The organism is Paenibacillus pasadenensis, assembly GCF_002864175.1.
Lineage (GTDB): Bacteria > Bacillota > Bacilli > Paenibacillales > Paenibacillaceae > Paenibacillus_O > Paenibacillus_O pasadenensis.
In genome coordinates, this window is sequence record NZ_NFEZ01000003.1 from 1,132,501 (window position 1) to 1,150,149 (window position 17,649).

The window sequence follows — 17,649 nt, forward strand, 5'->3', positions numbered from 1 at the left end:
CTGGCGACGATCGCCCATCGCCCTCCCAGGACGATGCAGGCGCGAAAAAGACGGCATACTGGCAAGACTTCAAGCTCGGCCTCTCCTTCGTCCGCTCCCACTCGCTGCTGATCCTCACCTTGATGACGGGCGCGCTGCTCAACGTCGGCCTCATCCCGCACAACGTCATGGGGCCGGTCTATGTCAAAGACGTGCTGCACGCGGGACCGTCCGTCCTTAGCCTGCTCGGCGTCTGCCTGCTGACCGGCATGATCCTCAGCGGTCTCGCCATAGGCGCCTGGGGGAGCCGCTTCCGCAAAAGCTCGCTGATCGTATTCGGCTGCTTCCTATTGGGAGCCAGCCAGGGTCTATACTTCCTGCCTGCCGCGATCGAGTGGCAGCCTGCCGTCATCGTCGCGGCGCTCGCTTTCAGCAGCGGAGCCGCCATTCCTTTCATCAATACGCCGCTCTCGACGTACATGATGGAAGTGACGCCTGCCGGGATGCTCGGACGCGTCAGCTCCCTCTCTTCGATGATCTCCTCGGCGCTGCTGCCGGTCGGCGCGATCGCGGTAGGCGCGGCGGGAAGCCTCGTTCCGGTCGAGACGCTCTATCTCGGCGCGGGCATACTGATGGTGCTGCCTGCTTTCTTTCTGCTCACCCGCAAGAGTTTCATGAAAATATAGTATACTGGAACCTACATCCGCCTCCGGGCAGTCAGGAGTGGCCGCCATCGAAACGAAAGTGCTCAAGACGATCGAGGAAATCCGCATCTTCTCCGATCCATACCGCATGAAGATCCTGGACCAGTTCTACAAGGCCACGGAGCCGTCTACGATCAAGGAAATCGCCGACCAGCTCGGCGAGGTGCCGGCCAAGGTGTACTATCATGCCCGCAAGCTGGAAAGCATCGGCCTCCTCGAGCTGAAGGAGACGCGCCTGATCAACGGCATTACCGCGAAATATTACAAGGCGTTCGAGGGGAGCGTCCAGGTGAGGCGAGACGATGTCGACGAATCGATCCGCACCGTCTTCGCGTCGGAGGCGCAGAAGCTCGTCGCCCGCATGTTCGACGCCAGCAAGCAGAAATATCTGGACAATCAAAGCTCCGGCAAGAAGCAGACCGGCACGGTGACGAACAGCGACCTCTATCTGACCAAGGAAGAGTCTGAGGCCTTCGTCGAAATGATCCAGGACTTCATCCGCGAGCATAGCAAGCCGGCCTCTCCCGGCCAGGAAGCCCATCATTTTTTCTTTTCTTTTTCCCACATCGAGGAATAGACGGCCCTGAAAGGCGTTCGCATAAACGGATGGCGCGCAGGCGGAATAGACTGTACGAACCCGTTTCTTGCAAAGGATGAGATGATGTGAGGATCGATCTGGGCTGCGGCGCGGCCAAGCATCCAGGCTGCATAGGCATCGATACGCGCAGGCTGCCGGATGTCGACTTGGTGCATGACTTCGACACGCCGCTGCCGCTGAGCGACGATTCGGTCGACTTCGCGATGCTGGCGGACAGCGCGCAATTTTCGGCGGACCCGCTCCGACTGATGAAGGAGCTTTATCGCGTCTGCCGCCATGGAGCTGTCGTATGCATCGCCGCTCCCTACGCGCATGCCTCGTCGCATCTGGCGAACCCGGCTTACCGCTCGCTTCTGAGCGAGCAGTCTCCCCGATACTGGACGTCCCACCCGGTCTGTTACGTCGATCCGGACGAATACCGCTTCTGCGCCGAGCGAAGCTGGTCGCTGCAGGGCGAGGAGGCCCCGGACCTGCGGCTCGTGCGGCTGGAGTTCTTTTATTATCCCCAATACGAAGGCATGTACGAGCCGCATGAGCTGTCCTTGCTGCGGCAGAGCCAGATGAACGTCGCCCATCACTTCATGATGCATCTGATCGTAGTAAAGCAAAGCGTATCGGAAGACGAGATGCAGTGGCTCGCCGTCCAGCCGATGGAGGAGCCGTCCTATGTGCGGGAGCTCCGCTTTTCGGTCCGCAGCGGCAGCGAGGAGCCGTTCCTGTATCCGGGACCGATGGAGCTGATGATGTCGGCCGCCGGGACATCCGCCAAGGAAAGCGGTCAGGCGGATGTCCCGGCTGCGGAGAAGAGCAGCGGAGCGGAGGGATCGGCGGTGAGCTTCGGCGAAGAGGCCGCAGAAGCGCATCCGCAACGATCCGATGCGGCCGCGGACGGCCCGGACGAGGCGCCGGGCGCGGGGGCAGGCCCCGGCTCGGACGGGACAGACGTTGCGGTGGCAGGGCTCGGCTCGGGCGAGGCAGACAGCGCCGGGGCAGGGCTCGGCTCGGGAGAGACAGACAGCGCCGGGGCAGGGCTCGGCTCGGGCGAGGCCGCGGATCGGGCGGGAGATCTGCCTGATCGGGCGGTTGAGCCTGCCCGCCATGGCGCTCCTCCCGCTCGGGCGAGCCGTCCGAGAGCAAAGCCTGGCGGCGGCAAGCGCCCCCGCCGCTCCGCTGCCGCCAAGCCGGCTCGGAAAAAGCGCACCCGCACTCGCAACCGCGCCTCGTCCAAACGGACCTGACCTCATGCAGGCGGATTTGACCTCATGCAGGCACGGAGCCGAGCAACGCCAAAAGCCCTTTCCCGCTGGAGCGGGAAAGGGCTTTTGGCGTTGCGATGAAGTCGGTGTCGGGGGCGGCGGATTGACCCGTTCCGTCCTGCTCCAATAGATCAGCTGCGCTCCAGCAGGCGGTAGAGCATCGCTGCCGTTTCCGCGCGGCTGGCCGTGCCTTGCGGCTTGAGCGCGCCGTTGTCGCCGCCGACGATGCCGGCCTGGACGAGCGCCGCCGCGCTGGCGGCCGCATACGGAGCGACGGAGCCGCTGTCGCGGAAGGCCGCCAGGCTGGAGAGCGCAGCAGGCTCAAGCGGCTCTCCGGCCAGCTCGGCCGCGCGGGCGAGGAGCGTCATCAGCTCCTGGCGGCTGACCGGCGCGAGCGGATCGAAGCGTCCCTCCTCGCGGCCTTGGGCCAGGCCCAGCAGCTTGGCGATGCGTGCCGCCTCCTCATAATAGGCTCCTGCCGGAATATCGCGGAACGATGCCTCGCCATCGGCGGAGAATTCGAACGCGCGTACGAGCAGCAGCAGCAGGTCAGCGCGGCGGACCTCAGCTCCCGGCTGGAAGCGCTGCTCGTCCACGCCTTGGACGATTCCGCGGGCTGCCAGCGCCTCGATCGCTTGCTGCGCCCAAGCATGCCGGGTCAGGTCGCGGAACTCGGCGCCGGAAAGAACGGCTGCATAGGTTCCGGATGCCCGGACATCGAACTTCACGCTGCCGCCGCCAGCGCCGGCGCCGGCGGCGTAGCGGCCGCTCGGAACCGGGAGCGACCGGCTGCCGTCCAGCAGCCGCACCGCGATGCGATGGGAGTCGGCCAGTGCCTGGCCGGCCAGCTTGGCCGGCACGGAGACGCTTGCCGCAGGATGCGATGCGGCCGGCACGACCGGCTTGCCGCCGCTGTCCAGCTCGATGCGATAGATCGGCAGGCCCGCGGAAGCGGCTTGCTGCGCCGCCGTGAGGGCGCTGCGGTCCGCCGCCTCCGCGAGCGTCAGGCGGACGTCGGCTCCGGCCAGCGCCGCTCCCTGGAGCCAGCCGGCCGGCAGCAGCAGCGTGCCGTTCGGCAGGCGCAGCTCCAGGCTGGAGGCGCCGCTGCGCAGCGCTTCGGCCGGCAGGATGACCGTGTAGCCTGTCGCCCCTGCCGCGGATGGAACGTTGATCGTGATCTTGCCGCCCGCCGAGCCGGCCTGGTCGAGCTCGGCCTGGCTGACCGCGACGGAGGCGATGCCGGAAGCCGCGTCGAGCTTCGGCTGGCCGGAGGTCAGGCTGCCGCCGGGAGACGCGGTCGGCGAAGCGCTTGGAGACGCGCTTGGCGCCGGCGTCGCGATCGGACCGCCGGTCGGTTCCGGCGTGGCCGGAGGTCCCGCGCTCGGCGTCGGCGATGAGCCCGGCGACTCGCTCGGCTGCGGCGACGTGCCCGGATCCGTGCTCGGCTGCGGATCAGCCGGACCGGTCACATAAGTGAACGCGGACACGAAGCTGGCGTCCATGCCGGCCTTGACGGCGACGGCGCGGATGACGACCATGCCTTCCACCTGGATCGGACCGTCGGCGCGCCTGCCGCTCTGCGCGCTCGGCAGGCTGCCGTCCAGCGTGTAGTAGACGGCGGCATCCGCTGTTCCGCTGGCCAGCGTCACCGCTTGCGGCTTGGCGTGCTTGCCGGCCTTGAGCGAAGCTTTGGCGATGGCCGCCCGCTCCGGCTGGACGGCCGGCTCCTCGTCCGTCGGGACGAGGCGCAGCCAGTCGAGGTTGAAGCCGTCGCCTTGGATGAGCACGGACAGCTGCTGCGGTCCGGCCGGAAGGGCGACGATGCCCGAGACCTCCCGGTACGTGCCCCAGCCTCCGGTGGACGGAAGCGAAACCGCGCCGACGGACTGGCCGTCCGCGAGCAGCGCCGCGGACACGCCGGACTGCTGCGTCGCATAGCGGTAAGTGACTTTATAACGCCCGGCCTGCGGCACGTCCACTCCATAATGGAGCTTGTTGCCGGCATTGGTATAGCCGACGTTGGCCGTGCCGGCGCTGCGGTTCGTCTCGATCGCGTTGCGGTCGGCGTCGAAATAGCTCTCCGCCTCGAGCTGCAGCGCTCCGTCCGTCCCCGCCGTCTGCGGGCGCAGCGGCTCGACCGCCAGCGAGCCGACGTTGAAGCCGCCGACGTTCGCAGCGAGCCGCAGCGTCTGCTCGCCTGCAGGCAGGTCGATTGTCTTGCGCACCGTGATCCAGTTGTTGTAGATCTGCGGCACGTCGTACGTCGCCAGCACGGACTCGCCGAGCTTCAGGCTGAACGCGCCGATGCCGCCGTTTTGCGACTGCAGCTCCAGCGTCACCGTGTACCGTCCGGCTTCAGGCACGGACAAGCGGTAGTCGGCCCAGTCGTCCGCGTCCGACTCGCCGAGCTGGCGTCCGTCGGCTGAACCGCCGGCTCCCGGCTTGAAGCCGGACATCGCGGCGTAATCATCCGCCGAAGCCGTTCCCGGCACGGCGATGAGGCGCGGGTTGTCTTTCACCTGAAGCACCGGCCCGAGCTGCACCCAGTCGAGCGCGAGCGGTCCATCCGCCGCCGTCAGCCGCAGCTGCTGGGCTCCCTGGCTGAGGCGGATCGTGCCCGATGCCGTCGTCCACGCGGACGATGCCGGCAGCGCGTCGCTGTGGATCGGGCTGCCCCCGTAGACGGACCAGCTCACCGTGGCATTGGCCTCGGACTCCGTGCGGTAGCGGTACTGCAGCTGGTACAGGCCCGATTCCGGGGCGGAAACGCGGACGTTCAGCTCGCTGCCGCCGTGCAGGCTGACCGCATCCTTGGATGCGCCTGCCGGAGCCTCGAGCAGCAGCGCATGCGCCGTGCTGGAGGCCGCTTCGGCCTCGACGCGCTGCGGCAGCGCCGCTTCGCCGGCTGCCGGCTGCAATCGCAGCTCCCGCAGCCGGTAGCCGGTGCCCGCCGCCTCAAGGCGCAGCTGCTGCTCCCCGGCCGGCAGGTCGAGCTGGACGCGGACAGCGGCGAACTCGCCGTACGTATCGCGCGTAACCGGCACATAGGCGGCCGTCGCGCCGCCGGCTTTTACCGTGACCGAGGCGTCCGCAGGCTGTCCCGCATAGCTCAGGTCGAGCGTGTAGCGGCCGGCCTTGCGCACGTTCACGCCGTAGTCGAAGGCCGCCTGGCCTTGCGCCGGGTCGGCGTTCAGGCCGTCGACGACGCCTGTCGCCGCGTCGGCCGAATACGAGCCCTCGGCCCGGTCGAAGCTTGACGCCGCGAAGCGGCCCGGGGCGGTCCGTCCGAGCTCCGGACGGGTCCAGCTGTAGGTGGCGACGGACTTGGCCGGCACGACCGCACTGATCTGCGTGCCGTCGCTGAGCAGCTTGACCGGCTGGTCGGACGCCGTCTGGTTGATGAGCACCGCGACGATCTTTTTGCCGTCCGGACTGCGGAAGGCGACGTTGGTGACGGTGTCCTTGCTGCCGTAATTGCTGTCGATCCGTTCATAGCCCGGCAGGACGAACTTGGAGAACTGCGCCATCAGGTACGTCTCCGGCGCGAGCCAGTAGTGGTCGCGGTCCGCGGAGTCCTGGATGACCGGCGTCGGATCCGGCACGCCCGTCCACTGGTGGGCGCGGATGTCGCTGTCGAGCATGACGACCCACGAGTTGTAGCTGCGCGCCCAGTTGCGGAAGTACTGCGCGATGCGGTCCGCTCCCTGCGTGCCCCAGACAGCGCGCTCCGTCAGGTAGACGTTCTTTTCCGGGAACAGCTCCTTGAGCCGGGTCATCTCGCTCAGCTCTCCGCCATAGTCATGGAAAGCCGTGCCGTCGACAGCCGCGTAGGCGGCCGGGTCGCGCAGCAGCTGCGCCGGATACGCCATCGTGTCGCCCGGGTTGTGGTCGAAGGTGAGGATCTTCACTTCGCCGAGGCCGGCGGCGTCGAGCTTCGCCCGCAGCAGCGCGGCCAGGCGGCCTTGCTGCTGCCAGCTCATCTTCGTGCTCGGATACTCGATCTCGAGCAGCGGCTCGTTCTGCATCGTCAGCATCTCGATCGGGATGCCTTCGTCGCCGTATGCCTGCACGAATTTCACCAAATAATCGGCGTAAACTGGCAGGTATGGCTCCAGCACCTCGCCCTTGATCATGCTGCCCGTCGTCTTCATCCAGCCCGGCGCGCTCCACGGCGAGCCGAAAAACTTGACGTCGGGGTTGATCGCCCGGATCTCCTGGAGCGTGGAGATGATGCCGAGGTCGCGGTCCTTCTGGATCGAGAACTTCTTGAGCTCGGGGTCGGTCTCGCCTGGCGGCAGGTCGTTGTAGGAATAGAACGGCTGTCCCGTGAAGTCCGCCGTGCCGATCGTGACGCGCACGAGGCTCATGCCGGCTCCCTTCTCCTTGTCGAACAGCTGGACGAGCAGCTCATGCCGCTTTTCCGGGGACATCTTCATCAGATTGCCGACGGTCGATTCCTCCATGGAGGAGCCGATGCCGAAAACGGACTGATAGGCGGTGTCCGCATCGAGCTCGATGACCTCGCCTGCCGCCTCGTTCGGCTTCACGACGTCGAGCGGGGCTTGCGGGGCCAGCTTGCTGTCGCCTTCCTGCCAGCGCGGGGCGTAGTACCAGCGGATGTCGCCCGGATCGCGCTCGCGGCTGATCCAGCTCTGCACCGCGTCCTCCTGTACGATCTCCGGCTCGATCGGCGTGCCCGGGCCGCCCGGCTCCTCCGTGCAGGCCACCGTCGTCGGCGACGGCGCGTCGCCCGTGCGGGTCAGCTTCACCCAGTTGAGGTTGAAGCTGCCGCCGAGGAACGAGAGGCGCAGCTTCTGCTTGCAAGGCCCGCCCGGAAGCTCGATATCCTTGGCCGCGGCCGAGCCCCAGTCCTGGTAGCTGGCGATGCGCGGCAGCGGGATCGTCGCGCTCGCCTGCTTGTTGCCGTCGACGATCCGGAGGCCGGAGCTGTCTCCCCAGCTGGCGTAGCGGACCTCGACGTCATACAGGCCGCCTTCGAGCTCGACCTCGTGCTCGGTCCAGTCGCCATCGTCGATGTAGCCGATGTTGTCGCCGCCACCCGCATCCTGCGTCTTTTCCGTCTGGATGCCGGACTGGGCGACGAACGATTCCGCCTCGATCTGCACATAGCCCGGATTTTCCGGCGTCTCCGGTTGCGGAGCTTCCGGCAGCGGCGGAGTCGCCTGGTTCTTTTGAAGACCATAGCCGGTCTGGAAAAGGAATTCCTCCGCTCCCGGATCCGGCTTGGCGTAAGCGCTCAGCTCGAACGGCCAGCGGATCGGCAGCTTGCCCTCGAACTCGCGCTCGCCGAGCAGCACGTCGGCTACGCCCGCGCCTTCCGTGCCGGGCAGCCAGGCGGCAACGAGGCCCTGCACCTGGTCCAGCTGCTTCGTAACCGTCATCGGACGCCCGCTGACGAGCACGAGCACGATCGGAAGATCCGGATTCGCCGCGCGGATGTTGTCCAGCGTCGCCTGGTCTTCCGTGTCCAGATCGAGGCTCGAGGCGTCGCCGCTGCCTTCCGCGTACGGCTTCTCGCCGAGCACGACGATCGCGGCGTCCTTGCCGGCCGCGCCGCGGCCGTGCTCGTTGAACGTCACCGTCGCGCCGGCTGCCTTGGCGGCCGCCTGCAGCCCCTCGAGGATCGTCGTGCCGGGCGTGATCGCCCCGGCCGAGCCCTGCCAGGTGATCGACCAGCCGCCCGACTGGCGGCCGATGTCGTTGGCGTTCTTGCCGGCGACGAGCAGATTTTTCATCGTCGGCAGCAGCGACACGATCGGCGCCTCGATGCCGTCCGCCCCGCGCACGGGATCGTTCTTGAGCAGCACGAGCGAGCGGGATACGGCCTCGCGCGCCACGGCGCGGCTCGCCTGCGAGCCGAACGCCTGCTGCATGTCGCGGTCGCCGTAAGGCTGCTCGAACACGCCGGAGCGAAATTTCACCGTCAGGATGCGCGTGACGGCGTCGTCGATGCGGGACATCGGCACGGCGCCTTCTTCGGCAAGCGCTTTCAGATCGGCGTAGACCTGCTTCCACTTATCCGGCTCCATGATCATGTCGACGCCGGCGTTCACCGCCGTGCGCACCTGGGCCTTCAGCCCGCTGACCGCGTTGCCCGCCGAGTCCCGCGTGATCTGATCGATGGCGTTGTAGTCGGAGATGACGAAGCCCTTGAAGCCGAGCTCGCCCTTGAGCTTGTCCTGCAGCAGCCGCTCGTTGGCGTGCATCTTGAGCCCCTGGATGCTGTGGTAGGAAGCCATGACCGTGCCGACGCCGGCCTTGACGGCCGCTTCGTAGACCGGCTTTTCCAGCTTCCAGATGTCTTCCTCGCTGTAAGCAGTAACGTTGCCCTGGTTGACGCCGCCTGCCGTATAGCCCTCTCCCACGAAATGCTTGGCCGTGGCGACGACATGCTCGCGTTCGGCGAGCTGCTCCGGCTTCTCGCCCTGCAGCCCCCTGATGTACGCCGCGCCGAGCTTGGCCGCCAGCTCCGGACTGTCGCCGAAGCCTTCGTAGGTGCGGCCCCAGCGGATATCCTGCACGACGGCGAGCGCCGGCGCGAACGTCCAGTTGATGCCCGTGGCGCGGATCTCGGCCGCGGCCGCTTCGCCGACCCGCTCGGCCAGCTCCTCGCTGCCCGCTGCCGCCAGCCCGATGTTATGCGGGAACAGCGTCGCTCCCTTGACGTTGTTGTGGCCGTGCACCGCATCGACGCCATAGAGCAGCGGGATGCCCAGACGCGTCGACAGAGCGCCGTTCTGGTAGCTCTCGTACAGCTCCGTCCAGTTCTCCAGCGTGCTGTCGGCCTGCTTGCCGTTCGGGAACGAGCCGCCGCCGCTCAGCACGGAGCCGAGATGATAGGCCCGCACGTCCTCCGGGGTCACCGAGGCGCGCTCCGCTTGCACCATCTGGCCGACCTTCTCCTCAACCGTCATGCGGGCGAGCAGATCCTCGGCCCGCTTCTCCGGCGGCAGCGCCGGGTTGTAATAAGCGGGCAGCGTGCCGGCTTCGGGCGCCGCCGACGCCGCTGCCGGCAGCATGCCTGCGGCCAGCGCCGCGGCCGTCAGCGCGGACAGCCAGCGCTTCGCCTTGCCTTTTCTCGCTTCCGGCGGTCTAGCGCGGCCGCCTCCGGATCCGCGCTGCTGCGCAGAAGGGATACTCGGTTTCATCACTGCATGAAGCCTCCTCTGTGAATGTAATCGATACCAAGACCGAGCATGCGGAGGCGCGTTCCTGTAATCGTTTACAGAAACGCAGGTCGAGAGTCGTGCTGCCTGCGCCGTGATGCCGCTCCCATGCCAGCGATCGCAAGCCCAGTATAGGACAAGGAACAGCCGAAGGGGAATGCCCCTCCGGCACATCCTTGAAAAAACAAACGTCAAACCTGAAGTAATACCCGGTCGCTGCCGTCGAAGCGGACTAATTCGGGCTCCGCCTGGCTGGCGAGGGAGCCGGCAGCGCGGCCAAAGGCCGCAGCCGCTCCGGCGCAGGCGCAGGAAGTTTCGGCGATGGCAGCATGGGCGCGGAGTGCGGCGGCGCGGAGTGCGGTGGCGCGGAGTGCGGCGACGCGGAGTGCGGCGACGCGGAGTGCGGCGACGCGGAGTGCGGCGACGCGGAGTGCGGCGGCGCGGAGTGCGGTGGCGCGGAGTGCGGTGGCGCGGAGTGCGGCGGCGCGGAGTGCGGCGGCGCGGAGTGCGGTGGCGCGGAGTGCGGCGGCGCGGGCAGCCGATAGGCCGGGGCGGTAAATTCGTCCTGGCCGATCCGCGCCCACTCCGCGCTGACTGCATACCGCTGGCCAGAGGTGAACGCGAAGCCGGCAGGCAGCCGGAAGCGCGGCGCTTGGCGGGCGGACGCGAGCTGCGTGCCCGGGATATACGTCGCTTCGAGCGTCTGGCCGCGCTCGGGCGAGATCTGCACGGTCAGCCCGTCGAGCGGCGGCACGATTTGATAGTATCGTCCTTCGAACACATTGTCGGCGCTGAGCTCGAAGCCGCTCCCGGCAAGCTCCGGCCGTACCGCCTCCGTCACCCTGCCCACGTCTACCACCGCATCGCCGAGCGATGCCGCGAGCTCGACCGTATCGTAGGCGCAGGCCACGGCGCGGCGGAAAAAGATCCGGTCGACGCCGGCGCGGAAGCCGAGCTTGTCGCCGCCCCGGAACGCGCAGGCGTAGCGCTTGCCCGGCTGCTGAAGGCTCGTCGGCACGATGTAGGAAGCGCGGGAGCCGTTTTTCAGGCGCGGGCATCCCGTCACCTGCAAGCCGCCGCTGAGCTTGAGGTAAGCCGGAGCTGCCTCCAGCTCCTCCGGCGCGAGCGGCTTGCTGAAGCTGAGCTGCAGCGACACCGGGCTGAGCGCCTCGGCGCCGACCAGCTGCTTGGGAATGTATTTGGGCGGCTTTTCGGCCTTGACCTTGTTCCTGCGGTTCACGAGACGGCCTAATAGCGAACGCTCCATGCTCGTGGAATGATGCCAGCCGTCCGCCGGCTGTCCGTCCGTTTCGATGTCGCTCTGCACGCCTCTCCCACCTGCCCCGGTTGAAGTGGATTCTGCCCTACTTTATGCCGATCGGCTTGGGCAAGGTGAAGGACGACGAGCGCTGCGCCTCGCGAGACGTTTTGGGGACGCAAACATTCCAAGGCACAAATCTGCCTTGGATCCACCAGATTCGGCCCGAAATCAAACATCCAAGGCACAATTCTGCCTTGGATTCGTAGATTCGGCCCGAAATCAAACATCCAAGGCACAAATCTGCCTTGGATCCATAAATTCGGCCCGAAACCAAACATCCAAGGCACAAATCTGCCTTGGATCCATAGATTCGGCCCGAAACCAAACATCCAAGGCACAAATCTGCCTTGGATCCATAGATTCGGCCCGAAATTCATAATCCAAGGCACAAAACTGCCTTGGATTCATAGATTCGGCCCGAAATTAAACATCCAAGGCACAAAACTGCCTTGGATCCGTAGATTCGGCCCGAAATTCAAACATCCAAGGCACAATTCTGCCTTGGATCCACCAGATTCGGCCCGAAACCAAACATCCAAGGCACAATTCTGCCTTGGATCCACCAGATTCGGCCCGAAATCAAACATCCAAGGCACAATTCTGCCTTGGATCCACCAGATTCGGCCCGAAATCAAACATCCAAGGCACAATTCTGCCTTGGATTCATAGCGCGACCTCTACTCGAACGCCGCGCTCCGAGCGTCGTCGGCGATGCTTTGCACCGTCTCCGCCGAAATCGTGAGCAGCGGGTAATCGTCGCCCGTCTCCTGACGCTTCAGCGCGCGCTCCTTGAAGTAGCGCGGGCTGCCCTCGCCCATCTCCTCGTCGTAAAAGAGCAGCATGGCGTCGCTCTTGCGCACGAGCAAGCTGTCACGGGCGGTCAGCTGCCAGACGCCTTCGTACGGCTGCTTGCTGACGCTGGCATGATGGTCCACCTGGCGCAGCAGCTCCTCGTAGTACAGCTTGCGGTCGTCCTTCCACTTCTCGTCGACGTTCGCGTACGCGGTCAGGATCGACACCTTGAGCTGCGGATAGTCCCGCTTCAGCTCCAGCGCCGCCTCCACCGCCCACAGGTCGAAGCCGTAGCCGCCCGGGGACAGCAGCCACTCCAGGCCGTCCTCCAGCAGCGGCACGAGCCGGCTCGTCGCCGCCGCCTTGATGTACGGAATCGCCTCATGCTTCTGGTTGAAAATATTCAGCTCATGCGCCCGGTACCCGGTCGCGAGCAGATTCACGATGCCGCCCATGCGCAGCGCCTCCTTCATCCCGGCCTGCCCGGGCCTTCATGGATTGCCTGCCGCCTGCTGATCGCCTGCCTGCCCGGGCCTTCAATTGATTTCTTGCCGCCTGCTGATCCTCGGCGGACCGAAGTCCGCCTCCAAGCCCTGCAGCGGCTAATCGCCGGCGGCCTCGAGCAGCAGATCCGGCGTCTCGCCGGCCGGCAGCTCCTGCACCTTGCGCAGCTTGCGCTCGATCGCGCGCGAGCGCACCGAGGCGGCGTCGATCGAGTTGCTCGCCTCCTGCAGCTTCTTCTGCGTCTTGTCGAGCAGATCGCCGAACTTGCCGAACTCCGTCTTCACCGCGCCGAGCACCTGCCATACCTCGCTCGAGCGCTGCTGGATCGCCAGCGTCTGGAAGCCCATCTGCAGGCTGTTGAGCAGCGCCGTGAGCGTCGTCGGACCGGCGATGACGACCCGGTGCTCCCGCTGCACGTATTCCCACAAGCCCGGCCGCCGCAGCACCTCCGCGAACAAGCCCTCCACCGGCAGGAACATGATGCCGAAGTCGGTCGTATTCGGCGGATCGAGGTACTTGGCCTGGATGCTCTTGGCTTCGGCCTTGATGCGGGCGTCCAGCAGCCTCGAGCACTCGGCCGCGGCCGCATGGTCGTCGGCGTCAAGCGCGTCGAGCAGCCGCTGATAGTCCTCGATCGGGAACTTGGAGTCGATCGGCAAGTACAGCCACTGCTTGGGGTTGTGCTTGTCCGGGATGCGCACCGCGAATTCGACGCGCTCGCTGCTGCCGCGCCGCGTGGCGGCGTTGCGCTCGTACTGCTCGACGGTCAGCGTCTGCTCCAGCAGGTTGCCAAGCTGGATCTCGCCGAGCGTGCCGCGCGTCTTGACGTTCGTCAGCACCTTGCGCAGGTCGCCGACGCCGCTCGCCAGATTCTTCATCTCGCCGAGCCCCTGATGCACGAGCTCCAGCCGGTCGCTGACGAGCTTGAACGACTCGCCGAGCCGCTGCTCCAGCGTCGCATGCAGCTTCTCGTCCACGGTCGCGCGCATCTGCTCGAGCCTGCGTCCGTTGTCCTCCTGCAGCAGGCGCAGCTTCTCCTCCACCGTGCCGCGCACAAGCTCCAGCTTGGTCTCGCTCACCCGGGTCAGCTCCGAGAGCCGCTCGGAAAAATGATCCAGCAAATGCTTCTGCTGCTGGGCCATGTCGTTCATGTTGGCCATGAGCATGCGGTTCGTCGCGTTCAGCGCCGCCGCCAGCTCCTCTCGGCTCTGCCGCGCCGAGGCGGAAGCCTCCTGGCGCGCCTGCGCGGCCTGCTCCGAGCTCTCCCGGCGCAGATCCGCCCGCAGCCGCTCCAGCTCCGCGCGCAGCTCGCGGATCAGGGCATCCTGTCCGCCCCTGCCGCTGCCGGGACGCCGGAGCAGCAGCAAGCCGACGCCGGCCAGCACGAGCAGCTGCAGCCCCATGATGAGGAACGTATTCGTATCCATCGGTCCGACCTACCTTCTTTTGTCAGCCGCGCCGGAAGGCGCTCAGCTGGACTTGCGGGCGAAATAATCCTGAAGCCCCTCGGCGATCGCCTTGGCCGCGGCTTTTTGATAAGACGCCGTGCGGGCTTCCTTCTCATCCTTGGCGTTGCTGAGGAAGCCGAGCTCGACGAGGACGGACGGCAGCCGGTTCTCCCGCAGCACATGGTAGTCGCCGAAGGCGATGCCGTTGCTGCGCAGGCTCAGTCCTTGCAGCCGCCCCTCCACCGCATGCGCGAGCGGGGCGTCCTTGCTTTTGGAATAATAGAAGACCAGCGTTCCCGACGCCTGGTTTTTGGCGGAATTGTAGTGCACGCTCACGAATGCGTCCGCCTCCGCGTCGGCGGCGGTCTTCACCCGTTCCGGCAGCGCCGGCTTCTCGCCGTCCTTGGTGCGCGTCATGACGACGCGCGCGCCGAGCGAGCGCAGCTCCTCCGCCAGCAGCTTGGACGTGCTCAGCGTCAGATCCTTCTCCTCGGTGCCATGGGTCGTGCCGATCATGCCGGGGTCGTTGCCTCCGTGGCCCGGATCGACGGCGATCAGCTTGCCCTGCAGGCTGCCGCGGGAAGAGCCCGTCGCCGGACCGAGCCCGCCGCCGGAGCTGACGGCCACGCTCCCCCCGATGTACTGGCTGCTCATCCATGCCGTCTGGCCGCTCTCGGTCGTGATGCGGCTCCAGCTGCCTTCTTGCTTGACAATCTTGACGCGGTCGCCGGTCGTCACGCTGCCGACTACATCGTAGCCGGTTCCCGGTCCGCTGCGCAGCCGCACGCCGCTGCCGGCGACGGACTTCCAGCCGCTGTCCTTGGCGGCGGAAGCCGTCGTCACAGACGAGCCGGAGCCGGAAGCGCCGGCGGGGCCGGACGACGCCACCAGGAAGTGCGCGGCCGCCCAGCCCTTCAGCCCGCCGCCGCTCAGCTTCGCCCAGCCGTATTTCTCCTCGGTCACTTGTACGACCGTGCCCTGCTTCAAGTATCCCTTCACGGCGGAGCCGCTGTCGGCGTCCTCGCGCACGGCGAGCGACTTGGTGCCGACCTTGTAGCTCGCGCCCGCCGCCGTCGCCTCGCCGGCCGTCCAGGCCGGAAGCGCCAGCAGAAGCGCGATCAGCAGCATCGTCAGCCTGCGAATCATTCGGCTCCCCCTTTCAACGGACCGTCCCGCACCTCGATGACCGCTTCCCGCTCCGCCTCGTCGTAGACGAGATGAAGCTCCTTGGCGTCGAGATACCACAGCTGGTCCTCCTCCATGAAAAAGACCAGTCCTTCCTGCTCCTCCCGCAAGCCCGGGGATCGCGACTCGTCCTTCATGATGCCGAGCGACAGTCCCGGCTGCACGCTGCCGCAGCCTCCGAGCCGCACGAAGACGCGCAGCTGCTCTCCATCCTCCAGGCCCAGCTCCCGCTTATACCAGCGAGCCGCTTCCGGCTCTACGACCAGCTTCATGCTCCCGTGCTCCTTCCTTACCGCGCGGGGACTTGCTTCCCGTTTGCCCGGCTTTCACTCTACTAGTATTTGCTAGATTCGATGATAGTATAACAAAGGCGGACTTGCTAGAGCCAGCCGAAAGGGCGTTCCATGAATAAACTCTCATCGAAATGCGCGGGGAGGAAAACCGTTCGCCCCTCTCGCAGGTCTAATGATCAGGAGCCCCGGCCAGACGGCCAAGGGGCCGTCGAACGGGGAAGCCCGGATAAGGAGCGCTTATGATTCCACTAGAGCCTGAACCGAAGAGGATGCTGGCGAGACGGGCGGCCGCCGGCGACGAGGAAGCGTTCCTCGAGCTGATGGATGCCGAGCGGCATCGGCTGCGGCGCATCGCCTCGGCCTGCCTGTCCGGCGAGCACGACGTGCTCGAGGCCGTGCAGGAAACGGCATGCCGGGCCTGGCTCAAGCGCCGCGAGCTGCGCCAGCCGGACTATATGGGCACCTGGCTCGTGCGCATCCTGCTGCGCGTCTGCGCCGACGAGCTGAAGCGCAGCCGCAGGCAGCCGCCCAGCGCGGAGGCGGCGGAGCTGCTGGAACGGCGAGGCCGGGAGGCTGACCCCCTCGCCGATGAAGCAGGAGAAGCCGACCTGCGGCTCGATCTGGCGGCGGTGGTCGATTCGCTGGAGCCGCCGTATCGAGATGTCGTACGCATGAAGTACCACCGGGACATGACGCTGACCGAGATCGCCCGCGCGCTGGAGAAGCCGCCGGGCACGGTAAAGACGTGGCTGCACAAGGCGCTCGGCCAGATGCGCGGACAGCTGCGGAAAGGAGAGGAGGGCAAGCATGGAGGATGAACGTAAGGTTCCTGGACGCAAAGGGGAAGAAGGCCCGGCGGACGGGCATGAGCCTGCGGAGGCGGGAGCCTCGTCCGCCGGCGGGCGGGAGAGCGGGCGGACGACTGAAGCGGAGCCATCGGAGCTCGCGACCGACGCGCGGTTGAGCGAAGCCGAGCATGCGGAACGAGCGGCGGATGCGCGGTTGAGCGAAGCCGAGCCGTTGGAGCTCGTGGCAGACGGGCGGTTGAGCGATGCGGAGCTCGCGGAGCTCGCGGCGGACGAGCGGCTGCGGGCGGCGATCCGGGCTGGGCTGGAGCGCGGCAAGCGCCGCTCGCGGCCGAGGCGGAGACGCAGGCTCGGCCTAGGCTTGGCTGCCGCGCTCATTTCGCTGCTGGCGCTGACGGCCGGCGCGGCTAAGGTCAGTCCGGCGTTCGCCGATGCGCTGCGCAGCGTGCCTAGCCTTTCCGGCTTCCTGCGGCTGATCGGGGAGAATCCCGCCCTGCTCAGCTCGATCGATCGCGATCTGCTGCAGATTGTCGGCCGCACCGCGGAAAAGGACGGCAAATGGCTGACCGTCGAGGCGCTCGTCGCCGACGAGCGGCGGCTGGTCGTTTTTTACCGGACGAACTTGCAAGAGTTCGAATCCGTCCCTCTTCGTCTGAGCATGCTGGACGGGCAAGGCCAGGTTCTGTCTGCCGGGTATTCATCGGGCTATACGCCGCCATCTTCCGAATTGGAGGGCTCGGAAGACAGCAAGCCGGACATGATCGACGTGCAGATGAGTCCGGGCGAGCGCCTCCCGGAGCAGGTCTTGCTGCGTGTCAATCAAGCCGGAGTCATGCTGGAGGTGCCGCTCGACATCGATCTTAACAAGTCAGCCGGGCTCGTTCGCGAGTTTCCTCTGAACCGGACGCTCGAGATCGAAGGCCAGAAGCTGACCGTCGTCTCAGCCCGCCAGACGCCGCTGCAGCTCGAACTGAAGCTGCGCAAGGATCCCGCGAATACGATGGAGATCCGCGATCTGCTCAACCTCAGATTGACGGACGAGGCCGGCCGCGAGTGGCGCAGCACGATGGGCTTTCTCGGCGACGAGCCGGTCATGCTTTTCCAGAACGGCTACTTCCAGAAGCCGAAGCGGCTGACGCTGCGCGCCGACGGCTTCGTCATGTTCGCCAAGGGGCAGCAAATCGTCGTCGACGCGGAACGGCGGATCGTGCTGGAGGCGCCGGATGATCGGGTTTCGCTGGTTTCTCCGGATACGACCATTCAGCGAGGACAAGTGGAGCTTTCCAACCTGCTCGCTTTCCGCCTGAGCGGACTCGACGAGCGGGAGAGCAAGTATGGATATGACTTGGTCTCGGCTTCATTTACAGACGGAATGGGGCGGCAGCGGCAGACGGTTCATTCGGAAAACTCCATCGGCTGGACCTCCTCTACCGAAGGACAGACGATCTTCGTGGAGCTTCCCGAGGAGAAGCTTCCGCAGCCGCTCACCTTCGACGTGACCAGCTATCCGGGCTACGCGCTGCGACCGATCGAGGTCGAGATGCTGCCGGACTGATCGGTCGACAGCCGAAAAAAG

At 66.4% G+C, this 17,649-nt stretch carries 11 protein-coding genes (1 of these 11 only partly in view); 5 read left to right on the forward strand and 6 right to left on the reverse strand.

All coding sequences use genetic code 11. The features are described from left to right. The 3 genes from B8V81_RS08605 to B8V81_RS25980 all read left to right on the forward strand — a co-directional run. Window positions 1–665: the 3' portion of an MFS transporter gene (locus B8V81_RS08605; RefSeq protein ID WP_028598825.1), read on the forward strand. 622 nt of this gene lie to the left of the window's left edge; only the last 665 of its 1,287 coding nucleotides appear in the window; the start codon falls outside the window, past its left edge; the stop codon is at window positions 663–665. Between the two features lie 37 nt (window positions 666–702). Further along, window positions 703–1,260, forward strand: a complete 558-nt coding sequence (locus B8V81_RS08610; RefSeq protein WP_240479013.1) for an ArsR/SmtB family transcription factor — start codon at window positions 703–705, stop codon at window positions 1,258–1,260. Window positions 1,261–1,346: 86 nt separating this feature from the next. Continuing rightward, entirely contained in the window at window positions 1,347–2,519 is a 1,173-nt protein-coding gene (locus B8V81_RS25980) for a methyltransferase domain-containing protein (RefSeq protein WP_052333191.1), read from the forward strand. A 149-nt stretch (window positions 2,520–2,668) separates the two neighbouring features. On the opposite strand, the gene B8V81_RS08620 is transcribed toward B8V81_RS25980, so the two are convergent. The 6 genes from B8V81_RS08620 to B8V81_RS08645 all read right to left on the reverse strand — a co-directional run bounded on the left by B8V81_RS08620 (window position 2,669) and on the right by B8V81_RS08645 (window position 15,246). After that, entirely contained in the window at window positions 2,669–9,706 is a 7,038-nt protein-coding gene (locus tag B8V81_RS08620; protein ID WP_101808140.1) for a glycoside hydrolase family 3 N-terminal domain-containing protein, read from the reverse strand. Window positions 9,707–9,956: 250 nt separating this feature from the next. After that, complete coding sequence (locus B8V81_RS08625) at window positions 9,957–11,051, reverse strand: hypothetical protein (protein WP_101808141.1); 1,095 nt, start codon at window positions 11,049–11,051, stop codon at window positions 9,957–9,959. Between the two features lie 671 nt (window positions 11,052–11,722). Continuing rightward, entirely contained in the window at window positions 11,723–12,283 is a 561-nt protein-coding gene (locus B8V81_RS08630) for an SLOG family protein (RefSeq protein WP_028598822.1), read from the reverse strand. 156 nt (window positions 12,284–12,439) lie between these two features. Continuing rightward, the gene (locus B8V81_RS08635) at window positions 12,440–13,768 is read right to left on the reverse strand and encodes a DNA recombination protein RmuC (RefSeq protein WP_043111233.1); all 1,329 of its coding nucleotides are present in this window, start codon (window positions 13,766–13,768) and stop codon (window positions 12,440–12,442) included. A gap of 42 nt (window positions 13,769–13,810) precedes the next feature. Beyond that, entirely contained in the window at window positions 13,811–14,935 is a 1,125-nt protein-coding gene (locus B8V81_RS08640; protein WP_101808142.1) for an N-acetylmuramoyl-L-alanine amidase family protein, read from the reverse strand. After that, window positions 14,932–15,246, reverse strand: a complete 315-nt coding sequence (locus tag B8V81_RS08645) for a HesB/YadR/YfhF family protein (protein WP_028598819.1) — start codon at window positions 15,244–15,246, stop codon at window positions 14,932–14,934. The genes B8V81_RS08640 and B8V81_RS08645 overlap by 4 nt, the downstream gene beginning before the upstream one ends. 290 nt (window positions 15,247–15,536) lie before the next feature. Between B8V81_RS08645 and B8V81_RS08650 the strand changes: the two genes are divergently transcribed. Beyond that, a complete protein-coding gene (locus tag B8V81_RS08650) occupies window positions 15,537–16,085 on the forward strand; it encodes a sigma-70 family RNA polymerase sigma factor (RefSeq protein ID WP_028598818.1) in 549 nt (182 codons plus the stop codon). After that, window positions 16,075–17,628, forward strand: coding sequence for a DUF4179 domain-containing protein (locus tag B8V81_RS08655; protein ID WP_028598817.1), 1,554 nt, complete (start codon window positions 16,075–16,077; stop codon window positions 17,626–17,628). Before B8V81_RS08650 ends, B8V81_RS08655 begins: the two co-directional genes overlap by 11 nt. The last annotated feature ends 21 nt before the right edge of the window (window positions 17,629–17,649 follow it).

Coding starts and splice junctions, on each gene's coding strand:
- B8V81_RS08620 (WP_101808140.1), bottom strand. CDS start 9,706: ATGAAACCGAGTATCCCTTCTGCGCAGCAGCGCGGATCCGGAGGCGGC.
- B8V81_RS08650 (WP_028598818.1), top strand. CDS start 15,537: ATGCTGGCGAGACGGGCGGCCGCCGGCGACGAGGAAGCGTTCCTCGAG.
- B8V81_RS08640 (WP_101808142.1), bottom strand. CDS start 14,935: ATGATTCGCAGGCTGACGATGCTGCTGATCGCGCTTCTGCTGGCGCTT.
- B8V81_RS08645 (WP_028598819.1), bottom strand. CDS start 15,246: ATGAAGCTGGTCGTAGAGCCGGAAGCGGCTCGCTGGTATAAGCGGGAG.
- B8V81_RS08655 (WP_028598817.1), top strand. CDS start 16,075: ATGGAGGATGAACGTAAGGTTCCTGGACGCAAAGGGGAAGAAGGCCCG.
- B8V81_RS08635 (WP_043111233.1), bottom strand. CDS start 13,768: ATGGATACGAATACGTTCCTCATCATGGGGCTGCAGCTGCTCGTGCTG.